This window comes from Streptomyces sp. NBC_00096 (assembly GCF_045041305.1).
GTDB lineage: Bacteria > Actinomycetota > Actinomycetes > Streptomycetales > Streptomycetaceae > Streptomyces.
Map to the genome: position 1 here is coordinate 1,858,203 of NZ_CP108221.1, position 20,077 is coordinate 1,878,279.

At 71.6% G+C, this 20,077-nt stretch carries 13 protein-coding genes; 7 read left to right on the top strand and 6 right to left on the bottom strand.

Going from position 1 to position 20,077, the window contains the following annotated elements; translation table 11 throughout:
- The first annotated feature begins 145 nt into the window (after positions 1-145).
- Complete coding sequence (locus OG904_RS07725; protein WP_405488686.1) at positions 146-1,111, top strand: GDP-L-fucose synthase family protein; 966 nt, start codon at positions 146-148, stop codon at positions 1,109-1,111.
- 25 nt (positions 1,112-1,136) lie between these two features.
- Here OG904_RS07725 and OG904_RS07730 read toward each other — a convergent pair whose 3' ends face one another.
- Positions 1,137-2,612, bottom strand: a complete 1,476-nt coding sequence (locus tag OG904_RS07730; protein ID WP_405488688.1) for a sugar transferase — start codon at positions 2,610-2,612, stop codon at positions 1,137-1,139.
- Between the two features lie 381 nt (positions 2,613-2,993).
- On the opposite strand from OG904_RS07730, the gene OG904_RS07735 reads away from it, so the two are divergent.
- Together OG904_RS07735 and OG904_RS07740 are read left to right on the top strand one after the other, a co-directional pair.
- Entirely contained in the window at positions 2,994-5,264 is a 2,271-nt protein-coding gene (locus OG904_RS07735) for a M4 family metallopeptidase (RefSeq protein WP_405488690.1), read from the top strand.
- 278 nt (positions 5,265-5,542) lie between these two features.
- A complete protein-coding gene (locus OG904_RS07740) occupies positions 5,543-7,021 on the top strand; it encodes a nitronate monooxygenase (protein ID WP_405488692.1) in 1,479 nt (492 codons plus the stop codon).
- A gap of 86 nt (positions 7,022-7,107) precedes the next feature.
- Here OG904_RS07740 and OG904_RS07745 read toward each other — a convergent pair whose 3' ends face one another.
- Both OG904_RS07745 and OG904_RS07750 read right to left on the bottom strand, forming a co-directional pair.
- Positions 7,108-7,701, bottom strand: coding sequence for a hypothetical protein (locus OG904_RS07745; RefSeq protein WP_405488694.1), 594 nt, complete (start codon positions 7,699-7,701; stop codon positions 7,108-7,110).
- A 211-nt stretch (positions 7,702-7,912) separates the two neighbouring features.
- Positions 7,913-9,520: an MFS transporter gene (locus OG904_RS07750; RefSeq protein ID WP_405488696.1), complete on the bottom strand. Its 1,608-nt coding sequence runs from the start codon at positions 9,518-9,520 to the stop codon at positions 7,913-7,915.
- 150 nt (positions 9,521-9,670) lie between these two features.
- Here OG904_RS07750 and OG904_RS07755 point away from each other — a divergent pair, with 150 nt between their 5' ends.
- Positions 9,671-10,681 carry an Lrp/AsnC family transcriptional regulator gene (locus OG904_RS07755; RefSeq protein WP_405488698.1) on the top strand — a complete coding sequence of 337 codons (1,011 nt, stop codon included), beginning with the start codon at positions 9,671-9,673 and terminating at the stop codon, positions 10,679-10,681.
- Positions 10,682-10,719: 38 nt separating this feature from the next.
- Here OG904_RS07755 and glgP read toward each other — a convergent pair whose 3' ends face one another.
- The 3 genes from glgP to OG904_RS07770 all read right to left on the bottom strand — a co-directional run bounded on the left by glgP (position 10,720) and on the right by OG904_RS07770 (position 14,811).
- Positions 10,720-13,356 (bottom strand): alpha-glucan family phosphorylase, encoded by a 2,637-nt coding sequence (gene glgP / locus OG904_RS07760; RefSeq protein WP_405488700.1) that lies wholly within the window; start codon positions 13,354-13,356, stop codon positions 10,720-10,722.
- 176 nt (positions 13,357-13,532) lie between these two features.
- The gene (locus OG904_RS07765) at positions 13,533-13,829 is read right to left on the bottom strand and encodes a 4a-hydroxytetrahydrobiopterin dehydratase (RefSeq protein ID WP_405488702.1); all 297 of its coding nucleotides are present in this window, start codon (positions 13,827-13,829) and stop codon (positions 13,533-13,535) included.
- A 19-nt stretch (positions 13,830-13,848) separates the two neighbouring features.
- Positions 13,849-14,811 (bottom strand): Twin-arginine translocation pathway signal, encoded by a 963-nt coding sequence (locus OG904_RS07770; RefSeq protein WP_405488704.1) that lies wholly within the window; start codon positions 14,809-14,811, stop codon positions 13,849-13,851.
- Positions 14,812-15,207: 396 nt separating this feature from the next.
- Between OG904_RS07770 and OG904_RS07775 the strand changes: the two genes are divergently transcribed.
- From OG904_RS07775 to treS, 3 genes are all read left to right on the top strand, one after another.
- Positions 15,208-15,582, top strand: a complete 375-nt coding sequence (locus OG904_RS07775) for a hypothetical protein (protein ID WP_405488706.1) — start codon at positions 15,208-15,210, stop codon at positions 15,580-15,582.
- Between the two features lie 771 nt (positions 15,583-16,353).
- Positions 16,354-18,348 (top strand): maltotransferase domain-containing protein, encoded by a 1,995-nt coding sequence (locus tag OG904_RS07780; RefSeq protein ID WP_405488708.1) that lies wholly within the window; start codon positions 16,354-16,356, stop codon positions 18,346-18,348.
- Positions 18,345-20,039: a maltose alpha-D-glucosyltransferase gene (gene treS, locus OG904_RS07785; RefSeq protein ID WP_405488710.1), complete on the top strand. Its 1,695-nt coding sequence runs from the start codon at positions 18,345-18,347 to the stop codon at positions 20,037-20,039. Before OG904_RS07780 ends, treS begins: the two co-directional genes overlap by 4 nt.
- The last annotated feature ends 38 nt before the right edge of the window (positions 20,040-20,077 follow it).

The window sequence follows — 20,077 nt, forward strand, 5'->3', positions numbered from 1 at the left end:
ATCCGCGGTGGGGATGCGGCGGCCGCTGCCGCCGGTCGTGCTGGCCGCCCGGTGGCGGCCCTGGGGCGGCCTTGCGGCCGGAGCGGCGGCGGGAGCCGTGACTCCTGCGTGAACCCACTCTCGCCGGACTGGCATCATCGGCGGTATGACAAGTTCGCCGTTCCTGCCTCCGAACGCCCGCGTCTTCGTCGCCGGCCACCGCGGTCTCGTGGGGTCCGCGGTCGTCCGCCGGCTCACCGCCGACGGATACGAGGTGCTCACCCGGGGCCGTGCCGACCTCGATCTGCGCGATGCCGCCGCGACCGCCGCGTACCTGCGCGACGTCCGGCCCGACGCCGTCGTCCTGGCTGCCGCCAAGGTCGGCGGGATCATGGCCAACAGCACGTTCCCGGTGGAGTTCCTGGAGGACAACCTCAAGATCCAGCTGAGCGTCATCGCCGGCGCGCACGCCGCCGACGTCGGCCGGCTGCTGTTCCTGGGGTCCTCCTGCATCTATCCCAAGCTGGCCCCGCAGCCCATCAGCGAGGACTCCCTGCTGACCGGCCCGCTGGAGCCCACCAACGAGGCGTACGCCCTGGCGAAGATCGCCGGCATCGTCCAGGTCCAGTCGTACCGCAAGCAGTACGGGGCCTCGTACATCTCCGCCATGCCCACGAACCTCTACGGCCCGGGCGACAACTTCGACCTCGAGTCCTCGCACGTCCTGCCCGCCCTCGTCCGCCGCTTCCACGAGGCCACGGCCGAGGGGCGCGAGGAGGTCACCCTGTGGGGTTCGGGAACGCCCCGCCGGGAGTTCCTGCACGTGGACGACCTGGCGGCCGCCTGCGCCCTCCTGCTGCGCGAGTACGACGGCGCCGAGCCGGTCAACATCGGCTGCGGCGAGGACCTGACCATCAGGGCCCTCGCCGAAACCGTCGCCGAGGTGACCGGCTTCCGCGGCCGGCTCGCGTGGGACACGTCCAAGCCCGACGGCACGCCCCGCAAGCTGCTGGACGTGACCCGGCTGCGCGCGCTCGGCTGGAAGCCCGCGGTCCCGCTGCGCGACGGCATCGCCGCCACGTACGCGTGGTGGCTGGAGCAGAATCGCGAGCAGGTCCGCGGGCAGGGCTGATCTCAACTCGGGGCGCCTCGGTGCCTCAGTACGCTCCGCGACCGTCGACCACGGCGCGGAGCGTGCGGCCCATCACGTCGACATCACTGGTGAAGGACCAGTTGTCCACGTACTGCAGGTCGAGCTGGATCGTTTCGTCCCAGGACAGGTCGGACCGCCCGCTGATCTGCCACAGCCCGGTCATCCCCGGCCGCACCGTGAGCCGGCGCAGTTCGGTCTCGTCGTACTGGGCCACCTCCTCCGGCAGCGGCGGGCGCGGGCCAACCAGTGACATGTCACCGGTCATCACATTGATCAGCTGCGGCAGCTCGTCCATGGACGTGCGGCGCAGCAGCCGGCCCACCCGGGTCACCCGGGGATCGCGGCGCATCTTGAACATCAGGCCGTCGTTCTCGTTGGCCCCGGACAGCTCGGCCTTGCGCGCGTCGGCGTCCACGACCATCGTGCGGAACTTCCACATGACGAACGGCACCCCGTCGCGGCCTATGCGCCGCTGCCGGTAGAAGGCCGGGCCGCGCGAGCCCAGGCGGATCGCCAGGACCGTCCCGAGGAAGGCCGGCGACAGCAGGACGAGCCCGATCGCCGCGGCCACCCGGTCCAGGACCGACTTCAGCACCGTCTGCATGCCCCGGCTCACCGGCGGCGCCACCCGCAGTACGGCCAGGCCGCCCGCGCTCAGCGTCTCCAGGCGCTTGACGGAGACCTCCACCAGACCGGGGAAGACCGCCAGTTCCAGCCCGGCGTCGTGCAGGGCCCAGGAGATCCGCCGAAGCCGCTCCCCCGCGAGCCGGGCCCCCGGGGCGACGAGCACCAGGTCGGCCCGCTGGGCGGCGACGGCGCCGAGCACGGCGGCGGTGTCCCCGTTCGGGGCCGGAGCCATCTGGGAGCCGAGCCGCGCGGCCACGGGCACGCCGCTGTCCGGCCCGCCGGGACCGACCGGGACCACGCCGACGACGACGTACGGATGGTCCGTGCGCGCGGCCAGGTGCCCGATGACCGACTCGGCGGCCGCGGGTTCTCCGATGACCAGCACCCGGCTGACCGCCTGCGCCTCGCGCCGGGCGGCGGAGAGGTGGCGGTAGGTCAGCTTGTGGCAGGCGATGGTGACGAGCAGAGCGGGCAGCAGGGCTCCGAGCGCGGACAGCCGGGGGGTGTTCTCACCCGTGACCACGCGGGCCACGGCGAGTACGCCGATCAGAATCAGCCAGTCGTGTAGGACCGGCAGGACTCCCCGGGATTCACCCAGCGCACGGACCGCGTACCGCCGCCGCAGCAGCTGCACCCCCGTCCAGGACAGGGCGGCGCCGAGCGCGCAGTAGACGGGTCTGGCCTGCTGCGCAGCCTCGAAGACCAGCCCGACGGGTACGCCGGCACCGACGAAGTCCGCGGCTAGCGCAGCGGGAAGGTACCAGCGGGCCTTGTCGCCGAGCCCCCGGACCGGCATCGCCGACCCGAGCGCCCCTCTGGCCACTCTTTGCACAGGTATATGGACATGCCTCATAGGGCCCCCCTGGCACGTGGTCTCTGACAGTGGCGCTGGTCCGCGGCTTCCCCTGGCAGCGAACAACAGGCGCACCGGGAAACAGTACGACAAACGCCCGTACGGTAAATGCCGAAACTCCGAACCGGACATTTTGTTGCCCAAGCGTTAGCGGTCGGAATGCCGCATTCCGGATATTGATCGCTTCTTTCCCGCACCAAAGTGAATGTTCCGGATACCGGATACGTCTCTTCGGACAACGAACTGTTTCCAGCCAACCTTTTGACGCGGCCCTGACATCACAGCGCTCAAGTGGCACTCTTCGACCGTTCATCGCACCAGCCCGATCTGCCCGGAGGCCCACCCAGCCATCCGGAACCCCCCTTGCAGAAGGAGTCTGCGTTGAGTCCCACCCCCCAGCGGCGTGCCACCACGGCCGGCGCGCTTGTTGCCGCGGCCGCTCTCCTCGCCGTAGGCATCCAGACCGGAACCGCCAGTGCCGACGCCACCGCGTCGCAGGCCGGCTCGGTCGTCCAGGCCAACCCGGGCGCGGCCAACCGCGCACTCAGCGCTTCGGAGCGTGCGACGCTCCTGGCCGAGGCAAACTCCACCACTGTGCAGGCGGCCAAGGCCCTCGGCCTCGCCGGCTCGGAGAAGCTGATCGTCCGCGACGTGGTCAAGGACGCGGACGGCACCACGCACACCACGTACGAGCGGACCTACAACGGCATACCGGTGCTCGGCGGTGACCTGACCGTCCACGCCAAGGACGGCGTCACCAAGAGCGTCACCAAGGCCACCAACGCGGACATCAAGGTCGCGGACACCAACGCCACCGTCACCCCGGCCTCGGCCGAGGGCGCGGCGATCTCCTCCGCCAACTCGGCGGGCGCCAAGGACGCCAAGGCCGACAAGGGCGCCCGCAAGGTGATCTGGGCCGCCACCGGCGCCCCGGTCCTCGCCTTCGAGACCGTCGTCGGCGGGCTCCAGCACGACGGCACCCCGAGCGCGCTGCACGTGGTCACCAACGCCAAGACCGGCGAGAAGATCACCGAGTGGCAGGCCATCGAGACCGGCATCGGCAACACGATGTACAGCGGTCAGGTCACCCTGGGCACCTCGCAGTCGGGCAGCAACTTCACGCTGACCGACGCCGGCCGCGGTTCCCACAAGACCTACGACCTGAACGGCGGCACGGGCTCCGGCACCGGCACGCTGTTCTCCGCCACCAGCGACACCTGGGGCACCGGCGCCGCCTCCAACCGGGCCACCGCCGCTGCCGACGCGCACTACGGTGCCGCGCTGACGTGGGACTACTACAAGAACGTGCACGGCCGCAACGGCCTGCGCAACGACGGCGTGGCCCCGTACAGCCGGGTCCACTACGGCAACGCGTACGTCAACGCGTTCTGGGACGACTCCTGCTTCTGCATGACGTACGGCGACGGCACCAGCAACACGCACCCGCTGACGTCCATCGACGTGGCCGCGCACGAGATGACCCACGGTCTGACCTCGGTCACCGGCAACATGACCTACTCGGGCGAGCCCGGCGGCCTGAACGAGGCGACCTCCGACATCATGGCGTCGGCCGTCGAGTTCAACGCCAACAACCCGACCGACGTCGGTGACTACCTCGTCGGCGAGAAGATCAACATCAACGGCGACGGCACGCCGCTGCGCTACATGGACAAGCCGAGCAAGGACGGCGGCTCCAAGGACGCGTGGTACTCGGGCATCGGCTCCATCGACGTCCACTACTCCTCGGGCCCGGCCAACCACGTCTTCTACCTGATGTCCGAGGGCTCCGGCGCCAAGGTCATCAACGGCGTCAGCTACAACTCGCCCACCTCGGACAACCTCCCGGTCACCGCGATCGGCCGCGACGCCGCCGCGAAGATCTGGTTCCGTGCGCTGACGGTCGGCTACTTCAAGTCGAACACCAACTACGCGGACGCCCGCGTCCAGACGCTGAAGGCCGCCGGCGACCTGTACGGAGTGGGCTCGACCACGTACAACAACGTGGCCAACGCCTGGGCCGGCATCAACGTCGGTCCCCGGATCGTCGCCGGTGTCTCGGTCACCAACCCCGGTAACCAGAGCACCACCACGGGCAGCGCCGTCAGCCTCCAGGTCCAGGCCACCAGCACCAACGCCGGTGCCCTGAGCTACGCGGCCACGGGTCTGCCGACCGGGCTGTCTATCAACTCCTCGACCGGTCTGATCTCCGGTACCGCTTCCACCGCCGGTACGTACAACACCACGATCACGGTGACGGACTCGGCGAACCAGACCGGTACGGCCGCCCTCGTCTGGACGGTCGGCACCTCGCAGCAGACGGTCTTCGAGAACACGACCGACTACGCGATCGCGGACAACTCCACGGTGGAGTCCCCGATCACCGTGAACCGCACGGGCAACGCCCCGAGCACCCTCAAGGTGGACGTCAACATCCTCCACACCTACGTCGGTGACCTGAAGGTCGACCTCGTCGCCCCCGACGGCACCGTCTACAACCTGCGCAACCGCACCGGCGGCAGCGCGGACAACATCGTCCAGCAGTTCACGGTCAACGCCTCCTCCGAGGTCGCGGCCGGAACCTGGAAGCTGCGGGTCGCCGACCTGGCCAGCCTGGACACCGGCAAGATCGACAGCTGGAAGCTCACCTTCTGATCCCCACGAGGGAGCAGGTGTGAGCGAGAGCTGAACCGCCAGATCACGGGGCCGCCCGGGAGCAGACCTCCCCGGGCGGCCCTGTTCCATTCCCGGGTTCCGTTCCCGGGTTCCGCCCGCGGGTCCCGCCCGCGGGTCCCGTTCGCCCCCGCCAGGCAGGGTCCAGTGCCCCTGCGGGCCGGGACCTTCGGCGCCGTCCGGCGGTCCGCACCGGGGTCATAGTGGAAATCAGCGAACCTACGGAACCGTAGGTTCGGGTGATCCCGAGGACGTGACCCATGCCGCAGACCCCCACGACCGCCCCCGCCGCACAGCACCCCTGGCTGATCCAGGGCGGCATGGGCGTCGGCGTCTCCGGCTGGCGGCTGGCGTCGGCCGTCGCCCGCGAGGGCCAGCTGGGCGTGGTCTCCGGGACGGCACTGGACGTCGTACTGGCCCGCGTGCTGCAGACCGGCGACCCCGGTAGCCACGCCCGCCGGGCCCTGGCCGCCTTCCCGCTCCCGGAGCTCGCGCAGGGCGCCCTGGACCTCTACTTCCGCGAGGACGGCCTGGCGGAAGGCGTGCCGATGCGCACGACCCCGCGGCTGCGGGCCACCGGCGGGTCGCAGGCCGAGATCCTCACCGTCCTCGGTAACTTCGTCGAGGTCTGGCTCGCCAAGGAGGGACATGAAGGTGTCATCGGCATCAACTACTTGGAGAAGATCCAGCTCGCCACCGCCCCCGCGATGTTCGGCGCGGTCCTGGCAGGCGTCGACTACGTGCTCGTGGGCGCGGGAGTCCCCGGTCAGATCCCTGCCCTCGCCTCGCGGCTGGCGCGCTACGAACGCTGTGTGAGCAAGATCCGCGTGGAGGGCGACGAGGAGCCCCTGGAGCACCTCTTCGACCCGCGGGCCCTGCTCGCCGGGCACCTGCCCGGCCCGCTGCGCCGCCCCCACGTGCTGGCCATCGTCTCGCTCCCGGTGCTGGCCGCCTACCTGGCCCGGGACGAGATCACCCGCCCCGACGGCTTCGTGATCGAGACCAGCCAGGCCGGCGGACACAGTGCGCCGCCGCGCGGGCCGATGAAGCTCGACGGGGCGGGCGAGCCGGTCTACGGCCCGCGCGACAACCCGGATCTCGCCAAAATGGCGGCGCTGGGGCTGCCGTTCTGGCTCGCCGGCGGCCAGGCGAGCCCCGAGGCGGTGGCCGGAGCCCTCGCCGAGGGGGCGGCCGGAGTCCAGATCGGGAGTGCCTTCGCGCTGTGCGAGGAGTCCGGGATGGCCCGCCACCTGCGCGAGGAGCTGCTGGACCGGGCCCACACCGGCACCCTCTCGGTCCGCAACGACCCCGAGGCCTCGCCGACGGCGTTCCCCTTCAAGGTCGCGGACCTGCCCGGGACCGTCTCCGAGCCGGAGGTGGCCGGGGACCGGCGCCGGGTCTGCGACCTCGGGTTCCTGCGCACTCCCGTACGGGGCCCCCGCGGGCTGGTCTACCGGTGCGCGGCCGAGCCGGTGGCCGCCTACGTCCGCAAGGGCGGCGAGGCCTCCGACACCAAGGGCCGCCACTGCCTGTGCAACGGCCTGCTGGCCACGATCGGACTGGCGCAGCGGCGGCCGCACGGCCGGGTCGAGCCCCCGCTGGTGACGATCGGCAAGGACCTCTCGTTCCTGCCGCGGCTCGCCCCCGACGCCGAGCCGTACACGGCGGCCGACGTGGTGCACTGGCTGGCGGACGGAGCGGACCGGCCCGCCACCGCCACAGCCACCGCCACCGGCTGACGCGCGGCACACGGCACACGGCACACGGCACACGGCAAGCGAAGGGCCCGGCACCCCCAGGGATGCCGGACCCTTCGGGCTTCGGGTCAGCCGATGGAACGGAAGACGTGGTCGAGGATGTCCGACGTCCGCTCGACCGGGGCCTCGGGCGGGGCCATGGTGACGCGGTCGCCGTGGCTGCGGTCCTCGTCGTCGCGCCACTGGTCGCGGCGGTCGTCGTCGCGGCGGTCGTCGTCACGGCGGTCGTCGTCACGGCGGTCGTCGTCGTGGCGGCCGTCGTGGCGGCCCTCCTCGTGACGGCCGTCGTGGCGGCCCTCGTGGCGGTCGTCGTCGACCGGCTTGAAGTAGACGGAGCGCACCGCCGTGTCCCAAAGCTGGTCGCCCGGCTCCACCTCCGCCTCCGGCACCCCGCCGCAGCTGCGGTTGCTGTAGACCACCGCGAGGGACTTCGTCTGGTTGTCCACCTCGGAGGCGCGGCGGCCCAGCCGGTAGCAGGTGTCGTTGTCCGCCGGGCGGATCTTCCCGTCGCGACGGGCGCCGTCCTCGTTGGTGTACCGGTAGTGCAGCGTGCCGAGGTGCTCGCGGTCGTCGTCGTGGCCGTTGGCGTACGACAGCCCGCCGGTCGGCAGGACGAGCGCGAGGGCGCCGACGAGTGCGGCGGCGGTGGTGCGAAGACGCATTGGGGAGTCCGTTTCTCGGGTTCCTCGGATGCCGGGTCCGGTTGGCATCCGCGGGCAGCGTAGGAGCGGATCGTCCCGCTGAAACGATTCGGCACGGAGACGCGTTCGAAGGTTCACCCTCCCGGTCTCCCCCGCGGCGCGCAGGTCGCCCGTGTGCCCCGGACCCGCTCGGGGTCCGGGGCACACGGGCGCGTACGGCCGCCGGGGCGGCTCAGACGGCGGTGCGTTCGCCCGCCGCACCCGGCGCACCCGCCGGGGCCGGCTGGCCCGGCCGCGCCTGCGGGACCGGCATGTTCTGCGGAGTCTGCGGGTCCTGCGGGGCCCGGTCGACCGCCGGGGCCGGCTTCCCCGCCGGGGCCTGCGCCGCCGTGGGCCGCCGGACCAGGAGCACCAGGATCAGCGCGCCCGCCAGGCCCATCGCGCCCGAGACCCAGAAGGTGTCGCGCAGTCCGCTCGCGAAGGCCGCCTCCACCCAGTGCCGGGCTCCCGGAGCCGCGTGCAGCAGCTGTCCCGCGCCGCCGCCGGCCAGCGCCTCGGCCGTGCCGTGCGGCTGGCCGGAGCCGGCCAGACCGTCCTCCAGGCCGGACTGGAACACCGCGCCGAGCACCGCGATGCCCAGGGCCATGCCCAGCTGGCGAGCGGTGTTGAGGGCGCCGCCCGCCATCCCGGCGCGGGCCGGGGGAACGGCCCCCATCGCGGCGGCCGCGAGGGCCGGGGAGATCATGCCGACGCCCACGCCGGTGACGGCCAGACCGGCGACCAGTGCCGTCCAGCCGTCCCCGGCGTCCAGCATCCAGCCCTGGAGCAGGGCGCCCGCGCCGATCAGGAACAGCCCGCCGCCGATGCTGAGCCGGGCCGGGGCCCCGTGCATCAGCTTGCCGGTCACGGCGGCGACCACGAATGCGGCCAGGCTCATCGGCAGCATCGTCAGACCGGCGGCGACCGGGCCCATGCCCTCGGCGCTCTGGAGCCACAGGGACACGTACATCAGGTACCCGAAGGCGGCGCCGGACATCAGCAGCGCGGCGGCCATGACGGCCACGAAGGTCGGGCTGCGGAACAGCGAGAGGTCCAGCATCGGGCGGGAGCTGCGCAGTTCGACGAGGACGAAGACCGCGAAGGCGGCGGCGCTCAGGGCGAACAGGGCCAGGGTGGTCGCGGAGGTCCAGCCGTTCTCGCCGACCCGGATCAGGGCGTAGGTGACGGCCGCGGCGCCGGTGGTGAAGGTGAGCATGCCGGGCAGGTCCAGCCCCTTGGCGTGCGGGTCGCGGGACTCGGTGACGGCCTTGAGGGTGACGTACACGGCCAGGGCGCAGACCGGGAGGTTGATGAAGAAGATCCAGCGCCAGCCGAACTGCTCGGTGAGCAGCCCGCCGATGATCGGACCGGCCGCGGCGGCGGCTCCGTTGACCGCGCCCCACACGCCGAAGGCGATGCCCCGGTCGCGGCCCTGGTAGGCGGAGCTGAGCAGGGCCATGGTGGTGGCGAACATCGCGGCGCCGCCGACGCCCTGGACGGCGCGGAAGGCGATGAGCGCGGCCGGGCCGTCGGCCAGGCCGCAGGCGAGGGAGGCAGCGGCGAAGAGGCCGAGCCCGCCGAGGTAGACGCGGCGCCGGCCGATCCGGTCGGCGAGCGAACCGGCGCCGAGCAGCAGGGCGGCCAGGGCGAGGGCGTAGACGTCCATCACCCACTGGAGCGCGGAGAAGCCGGTGTGCATGTCGGCCGCCATGTCGGGCAGCGCGACGGTCACGATCGTGACGTCGACCAGGAGCATGAAGGCCCCGAGACACACCGCCGTCAACGGCAGCCATTTACGCATGGGAGGTTCTCCTCGGATCACGGAGGGGGCGGAGGCCCGGGGGGGCGGTCCCCGATGGACCCAAGGTCCCAGAACCTCCTCCCCTTCCCCCACCCAGCGGCCTGGTTCTGGCAGATTTCACTCATGGACGGCCCTGTCATGATGGAAATCATGAACACCACGGAGCTGGACGCACTCGACCGATGCCTGATCCAGGCCCTCACGATCGACGGCCGGGCCCCCTTCAGCCGGCTCGCCGAGGTGCTGGAGGTCTCCGACCAGACCGTCGTACGCCGCTACCGGCACCTGCGGACCACCGGCCTGATCCGGGTCGTCGGGCTGCCGCTGGGCAGCCGCGTCGGGCTGTTCGAGTCCTGGCTGCGCGTGCAGTGCGCCCCCGACGCGGCGCTCCCGGTGGCCGAGGCGCTCGCCCGGCGCCCGGACATCGCGTGGGTGAACCTGAACTCGGGCGGCACCGAGGTCCATTGCATGACCCGGGCCCGTACCCGCAAGGACCGGGACACCCTGCTCCTGGAGAAGCTGCCGCGCACCCGGCGGGTGACCGGGATCAGCGCCCACACCATCCTGCGGAAGTTCTTCGGCGGGCCCGACGCCTGGGCCGGCCTGGACCTGCTGCGCCCCGACCAGATCGCCGCCCTGGAACGGCCTCCCGTCGAGCCGCGGCCGGCGGCGGACCCGCCGTACGCCCTGGACCCGGCGGAGCTCGCGCTGCTGGCCGTGCTGGGCCGGGACGGGCGCGCGGGGTATCCGGAGCTGGCGCGCGCGGGAGGGCTGTCGGAGTCCACCGCCCGGCGCCGGCTGGAGCGGCTGCGCGATCTCGGGGCGGTCTTCTTCGACGTGGAGTTCGTCCCCTCACTGCTCGGCTACGAGGCGGAGGCGACGCTGGTGCTGAGCGTCCCGCCGGCCCGGCTGGCGCAGGTCGGGGCGGCCCTGGCGAGCCACCGCGAGGTCGCGTTCGCGGCGGCCGTGACCGGGTCGGCCTCGCTGATGGCGGTGGTGGTGTGCCGGGACACCGAGGCGCTGTACACCTACCTGACCGAGCGGATCGGCGCGGTCGAGGGCGTGGGGCAGGTGGAGGTGATCCCGAGCCTGCGCACCATCAAGCGGGCCGGGATGCTGGTGGAGGACGGGCGGCTGGTGGACCCGCCGCCCGCCCCGTGACCGCCCGCCCGTGCCCGCCCGCCCCGTGACCGCTCCCGCTACCGCAGCAGCACCCCGCCCCCCGCCTCCGTGTCCACCGGCCCGGCGACCAGCCCCAGTTCGGCCGGGGTCGCCAGCAGCGGGTGCGCGGGCAGGATCCGTACGGTGTAGCCGAAGGGCCCCGTACGGTCGAGGGCCAGGGGGCCCTCGTACACCCAGCGTCCCTCCAGGTCCGGTCCGCCCGCGGGCTTGAGCGGGAAGGTCCGGCCGCCCTGGATCACGTCCTGCGCGTCGACCCGGCCCGCGACGGCCTGCACCTCCACGTCCTCGGGTGCGAGGGCGTCGAGCGAGACCTGCACGCGCAGGGTCAGGGTGGCCCCGAGTTCGGCGGTGCCGCCGACCGGGCCCGCCGTCAGCGCCTCCACGTGCTCGACGGTGAGCTGCGGCCAGGCCGCGCGGACCCGGCCCTTCCACCAGGCGAGGTCCCGCGCCGCGTCCGGGGTCAGGGCGCGGTGGGAGAGCGCGGCGGGCGCGTAGAGCCGCTCCACGTACTCCCGCACCATGCGTCCCGCCAGCACCTTGGGCCCCAGCGAGACGAGGGTGCGCCGCACCATCTCGATCCACCGCACCGGCAGCCCGCCGTGCGCGGCCCGGTCGTAGAACCGGGGTGCGACCCGGCCCTCGATCAGGTCGTAGAGGGCGCCCGCCTCCAGGGCGTCGCGGCGGTCCTCGTCCGCGCCGAGGCCGTCGGCGGTCGGGATGGCCCAGCCGAAGTCCGGCTCGAACCACTCGTCCCACCAGCCGTCCAGGACGGAGAGGTTGAGGCAGCCGTTGAGGGCCGCCTTCATCCCGCTGGTGCCGCAGGCCTCCAGCGGGCGCAGCGGGTTGTTCAGCCAGACGTCGCAGCCCGGGTAGAGCTTCTGGGCCATGGCCATGCCGTAGTCGGGCAGGAAGACGATCCGGTGGCGCACGCGCGGGTCGTCGGCGAACCGCACCAGCTCCTGCACGAGCCGCTTGCCGCCGTCGTCGGCCGGGTGCGCCTTGCCCGCGACCACGATCTGCACGGGCCGGTCCGGGTCCAGCAGCAGGCGGCGCAGGCGGTCGGGGTCGCGCAGCATCAGCGTGAGCCGCTTGTACGAGGGCACCCGGCGGGCGAACCCGATGGTCAGCACGTCCGGGTCGAGGACGGAATCCACCCAGCCCAGCTCGGCGTCGGCGGCCCCGCGCTGGCGCCAGGAGGCGCGCAGGCGGTCCCGTACCTCCTGGACCAGCTGCTCCCTGAGCACCCGGCGCAGGTCCCAGACGTCCTGGTCGGGGATGTCGGCGACGGCGTCCCAGCGCTGGGAGCCGCCGACCGAGAGCGCGTCCTCGGTGCGCCCGGCGCCGATCTGCCTCGCGCCGAGCTTCACGACCTCGGGCGCCACCCAGGTCGGTGCGTGCACCCCGTTCGTGACGGAGGTGATGGGCACGTCGGAGGGGTCGAAGCCCGGCCAGAGCCCGGCGAACATCTCCCGGCTGACGGCGCCGTGCAGGGTGGAGACCCCGTTCGCCCGCTGGGCGAGGCGCAGCCCCATGACGGCCATGTTGAACACCCCGGGGTCGCCGCCGGGGTAGGTCTCGGCGCCCAGCGCCAGGATCCGGTCGACGGGTACGCCGGGCAGTTCGCCGCCCTCGCCGAAGTGGCGGGCGACCAGGGTCCGGTCGAAGCGGTCGATGCCGGCGGGGACGGGCGTGTGCGTGGTGAACACGGTACCCGCCCGGACGGCTTCGACGGCGGCGTCGAAGCCGAGGCCCTGCTGCCCCTCCAGTTCCCTTATGCGCTCCAGGCCCAGGAACCCGGCGTGTCCCTCGTTGGTGTGGAAGACCTCGGGGCCGGGATGCCCGGTGATCCGGCAGTAGGACCGGACGGCCCGCACGCCGCCGATGCCGAGGAGCATCTCCTGGAGCAGCCGGTGATCGCTCCCGCCGCCGTAGAGCCGGTCGGTCACCTCGCGGGCCACGGCGTCGTTGTCCTCGACGTCGGAGTCGAGGAGCAGCAGCGGCACCCGGCCGACGCGGGCCTGCCAGATGTGCGCGTGCAGGGCACGGCCGCCGGGCAGGCTCAGGGAGACCCGCGCCGGGGCTCCGTCCTCCTCCCGGACGAGGGCGACGGGCAGTTCGTTGGGGTCGAGCACCGGATAGTGCTCCTGCTGCCAGCCGTCCCGGGACAGGGACTGCCGGAAGTAGCCGTGCCGGTAGAGCAGTCCGACCCCGATCAGGGGTACGCCGAGGTCGCTGGCGGCCTTGAGGTGGTCCCCGGCGAGGATCCCGAGCCCGCCGGAGTACTGGGGCAGGGCGGCGGTGATCCCGAACTCGGGCGAGAAGTAGGCGATGGCGGCGGGGAGCTCGGCCGCGGCCTCGTGGCTCTGGTACCACCTCCCGCCGTGGACGTAGTCATCGAGGTCGGCGGCGACGACGGCGAGCCGCCGCAGGAACCGCCGGTCGGCGGCGAGCTCGGCGATCCGCGCGGCGGACACTGCGCCGAGCAGCCGGACGGGATCCCCGCCGGCGGCCTGCCAGCCCTCGGGATCGACGGATTGGAAGAGTTCGCGGGTCTCGGCGTGCCAGGACCAGCGCAGGTTGCGCGCGAGGTCGGCGAGCGGCGAGAGGGTCTCGGGGAGGACGGGGCGCACGGTGAATCGACGGATAGCCTTCACGCGTTCCACCTTCGCAGGGGATTACGGATCGATGCGGGCGCACCACGCTGTGCACCGCGAGCGTCACCCTCGGAAGGCTAGCGCCGACGGCCCCGCCGGACCATGGCGCGTCCCGGCGGCCCTCCACAGACCGCGCCTTGCCGCGCCCTTGAGGGGGAACAGCCCAGGCTCAGGACTCAGTCGAGCGGGAGCGCCTGGTGCGCGGCGACGATGGCGTCGATCCGCTGTGCGAGGTCGAAGTCGGCGAGGGTCAGGACGTGGCCCGCGTCGTGCGTGGTGATCGCGGCGCGCAGGCTGTCGATGCGCAGGTCGAGGTCCGCGTGGTGCTGGATCCGGCGGGACCGGTCCGCGATGGTCACGATGGCCGCCACGGCCGCGTGGTAGCGGATCTCGTAAGTGCGGGTGATCTCGTCACCCTCCCGTGTCCAGCCCGGCAGCTCGGCCAGTGCGGCCGCGATCTCTTCGTCGGTCAACGCCCGTGGAACTCCCACGTCATACCCCCTCGGTGACGGGTGCCAGGATCTCGGCCAAGTCCCGGCCTACCGGGGAATCCTGCCACGGCCGCATGGTCCGTTCCAGTGTGGCCAACTCCCGTGCCATGCGCACGGACCGGGTTTCCACGGCGATCTCCGCGGCGGACCGCGCGATCTCGACTGCCTGGTCCGGTTGCCGGGCGGCAGCGGCTGCGGTGGCGTGCCGGGCGAGGTACACGCCCCGGTCGCGGCGCGCGGTCGACGGCACCGCTTTCAGCACTTGCGACCACAGGGCTTCCGCCTCACCACCGAGCCCGAGGCGGCCGTAGCAGGTTGCCCGCTGCACCTCCAGGTACCCCGGCGTGCGCCGGCAGGCGTTGCCCCAGGGAAGGTCGTCGTCGATACGGTGGAGGAGGCCGGCGGCGCCGTCGATCAGCTGGTCCACCGTGGCCCGGTCCCCAGTGAGACTGGCTCCGTGGGCCTGCTGCTGCAAGGCCATCACCCGAACCTTGGGGAACAGGCCCGCTGCGTCACCCAGGGCCGCCTCGCACAGGTCGATGACACCGTGGCCGTCGCCGAGGTCCGTACGGACCTGGGCCTGATTGACGAGGGAGTACCCGATCAGATGCGGGTCCCGGGACCGCACGGCGATCTCCTGCGTCACCCCGCGCCAGAAGGTGGCCGCGCCGAGGTCGCCCGCGTCCTGGTACAGCCAGCCCACGAGGGCAGCGTACGCGGCTCCAACGCGCAGGAGGCCGCGCCGGGTCTCACCACGCGCGGACCGGACCAGTTTGTCGATGAGCTGGTACTGCGCGCTGACCGTGCCGATCAGGTCGTGCGGGCCGAGCAGCATGTCCGCCCTGTAGTGCCCTTCCAGCTGTTCTTGGAAGTAGGTGATGAGGGCGGGGTCCACGTGCTGGTGGGGTGTCGGCCCCGGCACGAGAGCAGCGGCCGTGACGGAGATGAAGGTACGGCGTTCCACTTGGTCCTCATGGTGCCTCTCGGGGCGGATCCAGCCGGTGGGGGGCGTGAAGCCGAGGTCTCCGGCCACAGCCCGAACGCGTCGTGGAGCACGTCTGCCGTCTCCTGTGGAGGCCAGCCCGGTCGGTCGCCCTCCCAGCGGCGCCATGTCCTCGGCGACACGGTGAAGTGTCTGTCGTCCAGGAACGACTGACCCTTCCAGGTGAGTGCTGCGGCGGCCTTCTCCACGGTGCGCCATCCCGCTCGTAACCGGGCCGCCCGAAGTGCGTCGTTGCGCTGACTCATTTGCCCAGTCTGAGGTGTCATCGCGCGCCGCCCCGGCCGTGGCCGCGACATGGCCGGGGGTGGCCACGCGACGGCCTGTCTGTTCATCAGAGTGCCAGCCCATCATCCACCCATGACGACAACGAACGCAGACGAACAGGTCGATACCGGCTTCCGGGACGAGGCCGTTCGTACGGCCGAGGCACTGGCCTCCCAGCCCCTCGGGCCGTACACCGACCGCCCGTCCAGGGAGACCGTGAACGCCCTGGTCACCAGCCTCATCCGCCACGGAACTCCCCTGACCACGTGGATCGCCGCGATTCCGCAGGACGACCGGTCTCCGCAAGCCGACAACGGGCTGACGGATTGGGGCTACCTCATCGACCGCGGCCCCCCTGACGGCCTCGATCACGACCACGCCCAGTGGAACCACGCCCGCGGTATCGCACGCGTCATCGAGAACCTCGCGGAGGCACTCCGCGAGGCCAGGCCTGTGAGCGCGGGATGACGCGCGAGGGCATCCACTTCTGCGTGTACTGCGACCGGGTGATCGTGGGCCCGGCGGACAGGATCTCCTTCGAATCGGCGTCGTCCGGAAGGCCTGATCTGTACGCGCACCCCGGCTGCCCGCAGCGGGCCCACACCGGCCGAACAGCCTCACCTCCCCGGCGGCCCGAGGGAACGAACCCGTACGGCAGGCCCTCTACACCGTCATCGCGTTCTGTGTCCTCGGCACCATCGTCCTCGCTACCCGCTGACTCCCGCCCCGGTCGTCGTCACGCCGCCCGGGGCCTCTCCCGTTCATCAGCCCGGGGAGGTCGCGAGTGAAGACGATCTCACCTGAGGACGGCCTCGGGCAGGTGCGGTGCGTACGGTCCGCTCCCCGGGGAAGGCGCGTGGGGACGCGGCGCGTTCCGCGGGTCCCGCGTGGCATGGAGGGGCGGGGCCGGACATCCGTTAGTACTTTTCGAGTTGACGGAGCATCGGCGACTGTCGAGCCGTGGCGCCGGAACGGCCGTACGACTACGTACGAGTAGTTAACCGAGCACCCGGGTTGGGCCGGGCTGGAGTGGGAAGGGCTCCCCGGGTACGCGCACGGCGCACCCTCCCCCGAACCTCTCCCGCCACCCGAGTGAACGCGGACAGGAGCGGCCATGCCCGCAGCCCAGCCGTCTTCCGAGCGGCTAGAAACAGAGCGAACAGAGCGTGCACTACCAGCCGTAATGCCGGCTGGCCTGTTGTCACCGAGCCCTGCGAACTGCCCCCAGGTGATCCCATCATGATCGGTCGCATTCCCGTGCTGGACGTCCGCCCCGCCGTCGACTGCGGCGTCAGACCCGCCAAGGCGGTCGTGGACGAGGTATTCGAGATTTCCGCCACCGTGTTCCGCGAGGGGCACGACGCCGTGGCGGCCCACGTCGTGCTCCGAGATCCCAGCGGGCGGCTGCGGCCCCCCGTGCCGCTCGCCGAGCTCGCTCCCGGTACCGACCGGTGGGGGGCGCGGGTGTCCGCCGAGGTCGAGGGGAGGTGGACCTACACCGTCGAGGCGTGGAGCGATCCGGTGGCCACCTGGCGGGCGCATGCGGCGATCAAGATCCCGGCCGGGATCGACACGGGGCTGGTGCTCCTGGAGGGCGCCGAGCTGTACGAGCGGGCCGCCGCGAAGGTGCCCAAGCGGGACGGGCGCGAGTGCGTGCTGGCCGCCGCCGACGCGATGCGCGACGAGGACCGGGCGGTCGCCGTGCGGTACGCCGCCGCCCTGGCGCCGGAGGCCGTGGCGGCGCTCGCGAGGCGCCCGCTGCGGGAGCTGGTGACCGCCTCCAAGCCGCTGCCGCTGCTGGTCGAGCGCAAGCGGGCCCTCTTCGGCTCCTGGTACGAGATGTTCCCCCGGTCGGAGGGGGCGGTGCTGGAGCCGGGCGAGGCCCCGGTCAGCGGGACCTTCCTGACCGCCGCCGAGCGGCTGCCCGCCATTGCCGCGATGGGCTTCGACGTGGTGTACCTGCCGCCCATCCACCCGATCGGGAGCACCTTCCGCAAGGGACCCAACAACACGCTGTCGGCGGGCAGTTGGGATCCGGGTGTGCCCTGGGCCATCGGTTCCACCGAGGGCGGCCACGAGGCCGTCCACCCCGAGCTCGGCACCCTGGAGGACTTCGACGCCTTCGTCGCCAAGGCCCGCGAGCTGCGCATCGAGGTGGCGCTGGACTTCGCCCTGCAGTGCTCCCCGGACCACCCGTGGGTGGAGAAGCACCCGGAGTGGTTCCGCCACCGCGCCGACGGGACCATCGCGTACGCCGAGAACCCGCCGAAGAAGTACCAGGACATCGTCCCGATCCACTTCGACGCCGACATGGCCGGCATCGTGGAGGAGACGGTGCGGATCCTGCGGCACTGGATGGACCACGGGGTGCGCATCTTCCGGGTGGACAATCCGCACACCAAGCCGGTGGTCTTCTGGCAGCGGGTGATCGCGGACATCAACAAGTCCGACCCCGACGTGATCTTCCTGGCCGAGGCCTTCACCCGGCCCGCGATGATGCGGGCGCTGGCCGCCATCGGTTTCCAGCAGTCCTACACGTACTTCACCTGGCGCAACACCAAGGACGAGCTGACCGAGTACGTGACCGAGCTCGCGGACACCCGCTCCGCCTCCGTCATGCGCCCGAATTTCTTCGTCAACACCCCGGACATCCTCCACGCCTACCTTCAGCAGGGGGGCCGCCCCGCCTTCGAGGTCCGCGCGGTCCTCGCCGCCACCCTCTCCCCCACCTGGGGGGTCTACGCCGGTTACGAGCTCTGCGAGAACGCCGCCGTCAAGGAGGGCAGCGAGGAGTACCTGGACTCGGAGAAGTACGAGCTGCGTCCGCGCGACTGGGCCGCCGCCGACCGCGAGGGCCGCACGATCGCCCCGCTGATCACCGCCCTGAACCGGATGCGCCGCCGCAACCCCGCGCTCCAGCAGCTGCGCGACATCCATTTCCATCCGACCGACAACGAACAGGTGATCGCCTATTCGAAGCACGCGAGTGGCAATTCCGTACTGGTGGTCGTCAACCTCGATCCGCACCACACCCAGGAGGCGACGGTCTCGTTGGACATGCCGGTACTCGGCCTCGACTGGCACGGGTCCCTCGCGGTGCGCGACGAGCTCACCGGCGAGACCTATCACTGGGGCAGGGCCAACTACGTGCGCCTGGAACCGGGCCGCACGCCCGCGCACGTACTGGCGGCCCTGCGACCGTCCCCGCCCACCGGAGGGTCACCCACCTCATGATGATCAACGATCCCGTCCACGACACCTTCGAGGACACCCCCGTCAAGGACCGCGACCCCGACTGGTTCAAGCGGGCGGTCTTCTACGAGGTCCTCGTCCGCTCCTTCCACGACAGCAACGGCGACGGCGTGGGTGACCTCAAGGGGCTCACCGCCAAGCTGGACTACCTCCAGTGGCTCGGCGTCGACTGCCTCTGGCTCCCGCCCTTCTTCGCCTCGCCCCTGCGCGACGGGGGCTATGACGTCTCCGACTACACCTCAGTGCTGCCCGAATTCGGCGACCTGGCCGACTTCGTGGAGTTCGTGGACGCGGCGCACACCCGCGGCATGCGGGTGATCATCGACTTCGTGATGAACCACACGAGCGATCAGCACGAGTGGTTCCAGCAGTCCCGCAAGGACCCCGAAGGGCCCTACGGCGACTACTACATGTGGGCCGACAACGACAAGCAGTACCAGGACGCCCGCATCATCTTCGTCGACACCGAGACCTCGAACTGGACGTACGACCCGGTCCGCAAGCAGTACTACTGGCACCGGTTCTTCTCCCACCAGCCGGACCTCAACTACGAGAACCCGGCCGTCGTGGAGGAGATCGTCTCCTCGCTCCGCTTCTGGCTCGACCTCGGCATCGACGGCTTCCGCCTCGACGCCGTGCCCTACCTCTACGCCGAGGAGGGCACCAACTGCGAGAACCTGCCGCGCACCCACACCCTCCTCAAGCGGGTCCGGGCCGAGATCGACGCGCACTACCCGGACACCGTGCTGCTCGCCGAGGCCAACCAGTGGCCCGAGGACGTCGTCGACTACTTCGGCGACTTCGAGAAGGGCGGGGACGAATGCCACATGGCCTTCCACTTCCCCGTCATGCCGCGCATCTTCATGGCCGTACGAAGAGAGTCCCGCTACCCGGTCTCCGAAATCCTGGCCAAGACCCCGGCGATCCCGGACCGCTGCCAGTGGGGCATCTTCCTGCGCAACCACGACGAGCTCACCCTCGAAATGGTCACGGACGAAGAGCGCGACTACATGTACGCCGAGTACGCCAAGGACCCGCGCATGCGGGCCAACATCGGCATCCGCCGCCGGCTCGCCCCGCTGCTGGACAACGACCGGAACCAGATGGAGCTGTTCACGGCCCTGCTGCTGTCGCTGCCCGGTTCGCCGGTGCTGTACTACGGCGACGAGATCGGCATGGGCGACAACATCTGGCTCGGCGACCGCGACGGCGTGCGCACGCCGATGCAGTGGACGCCTGACCGCAACGCCGGTTTCTCCTCGTGCGATCCGGGCAGGCTGAACCTGCCGGTCATCATGGACCCGGTCCACGGGTACCAGGTGACCAATGTCGAAGCCGCGATGGCATCACCCTCGTCGCTGCTGCACTGGACCCGCCGGATGATCGAGGTCCGCAAGGCGAACCCCGCCTTCGGACTCGGCTCGTACACCGAACTGCCCTCGTCCAACCCGGCGGTACTGGCCTTCCTGCGCGAGTACGGGGACGACCTGGTGCTGTGCGTGCACAACTTCTCGCGCTTCGCGCAGCCCACCGAGCTGGATCTGCGGTCGTTCAACGGGCGGGTGCCGGTGGAACTCACCGGTGACGTCCGCTTCCCGCCGATCGGCGAATGGCCGTACCTGCTGACCCTGGCGGGGCACGGCTTCTACTGGTTCCGCCTGCGCGCTGAATAGAACGCCCCGCGTAGAGGCGCACGAAGGGCGGGCGAATG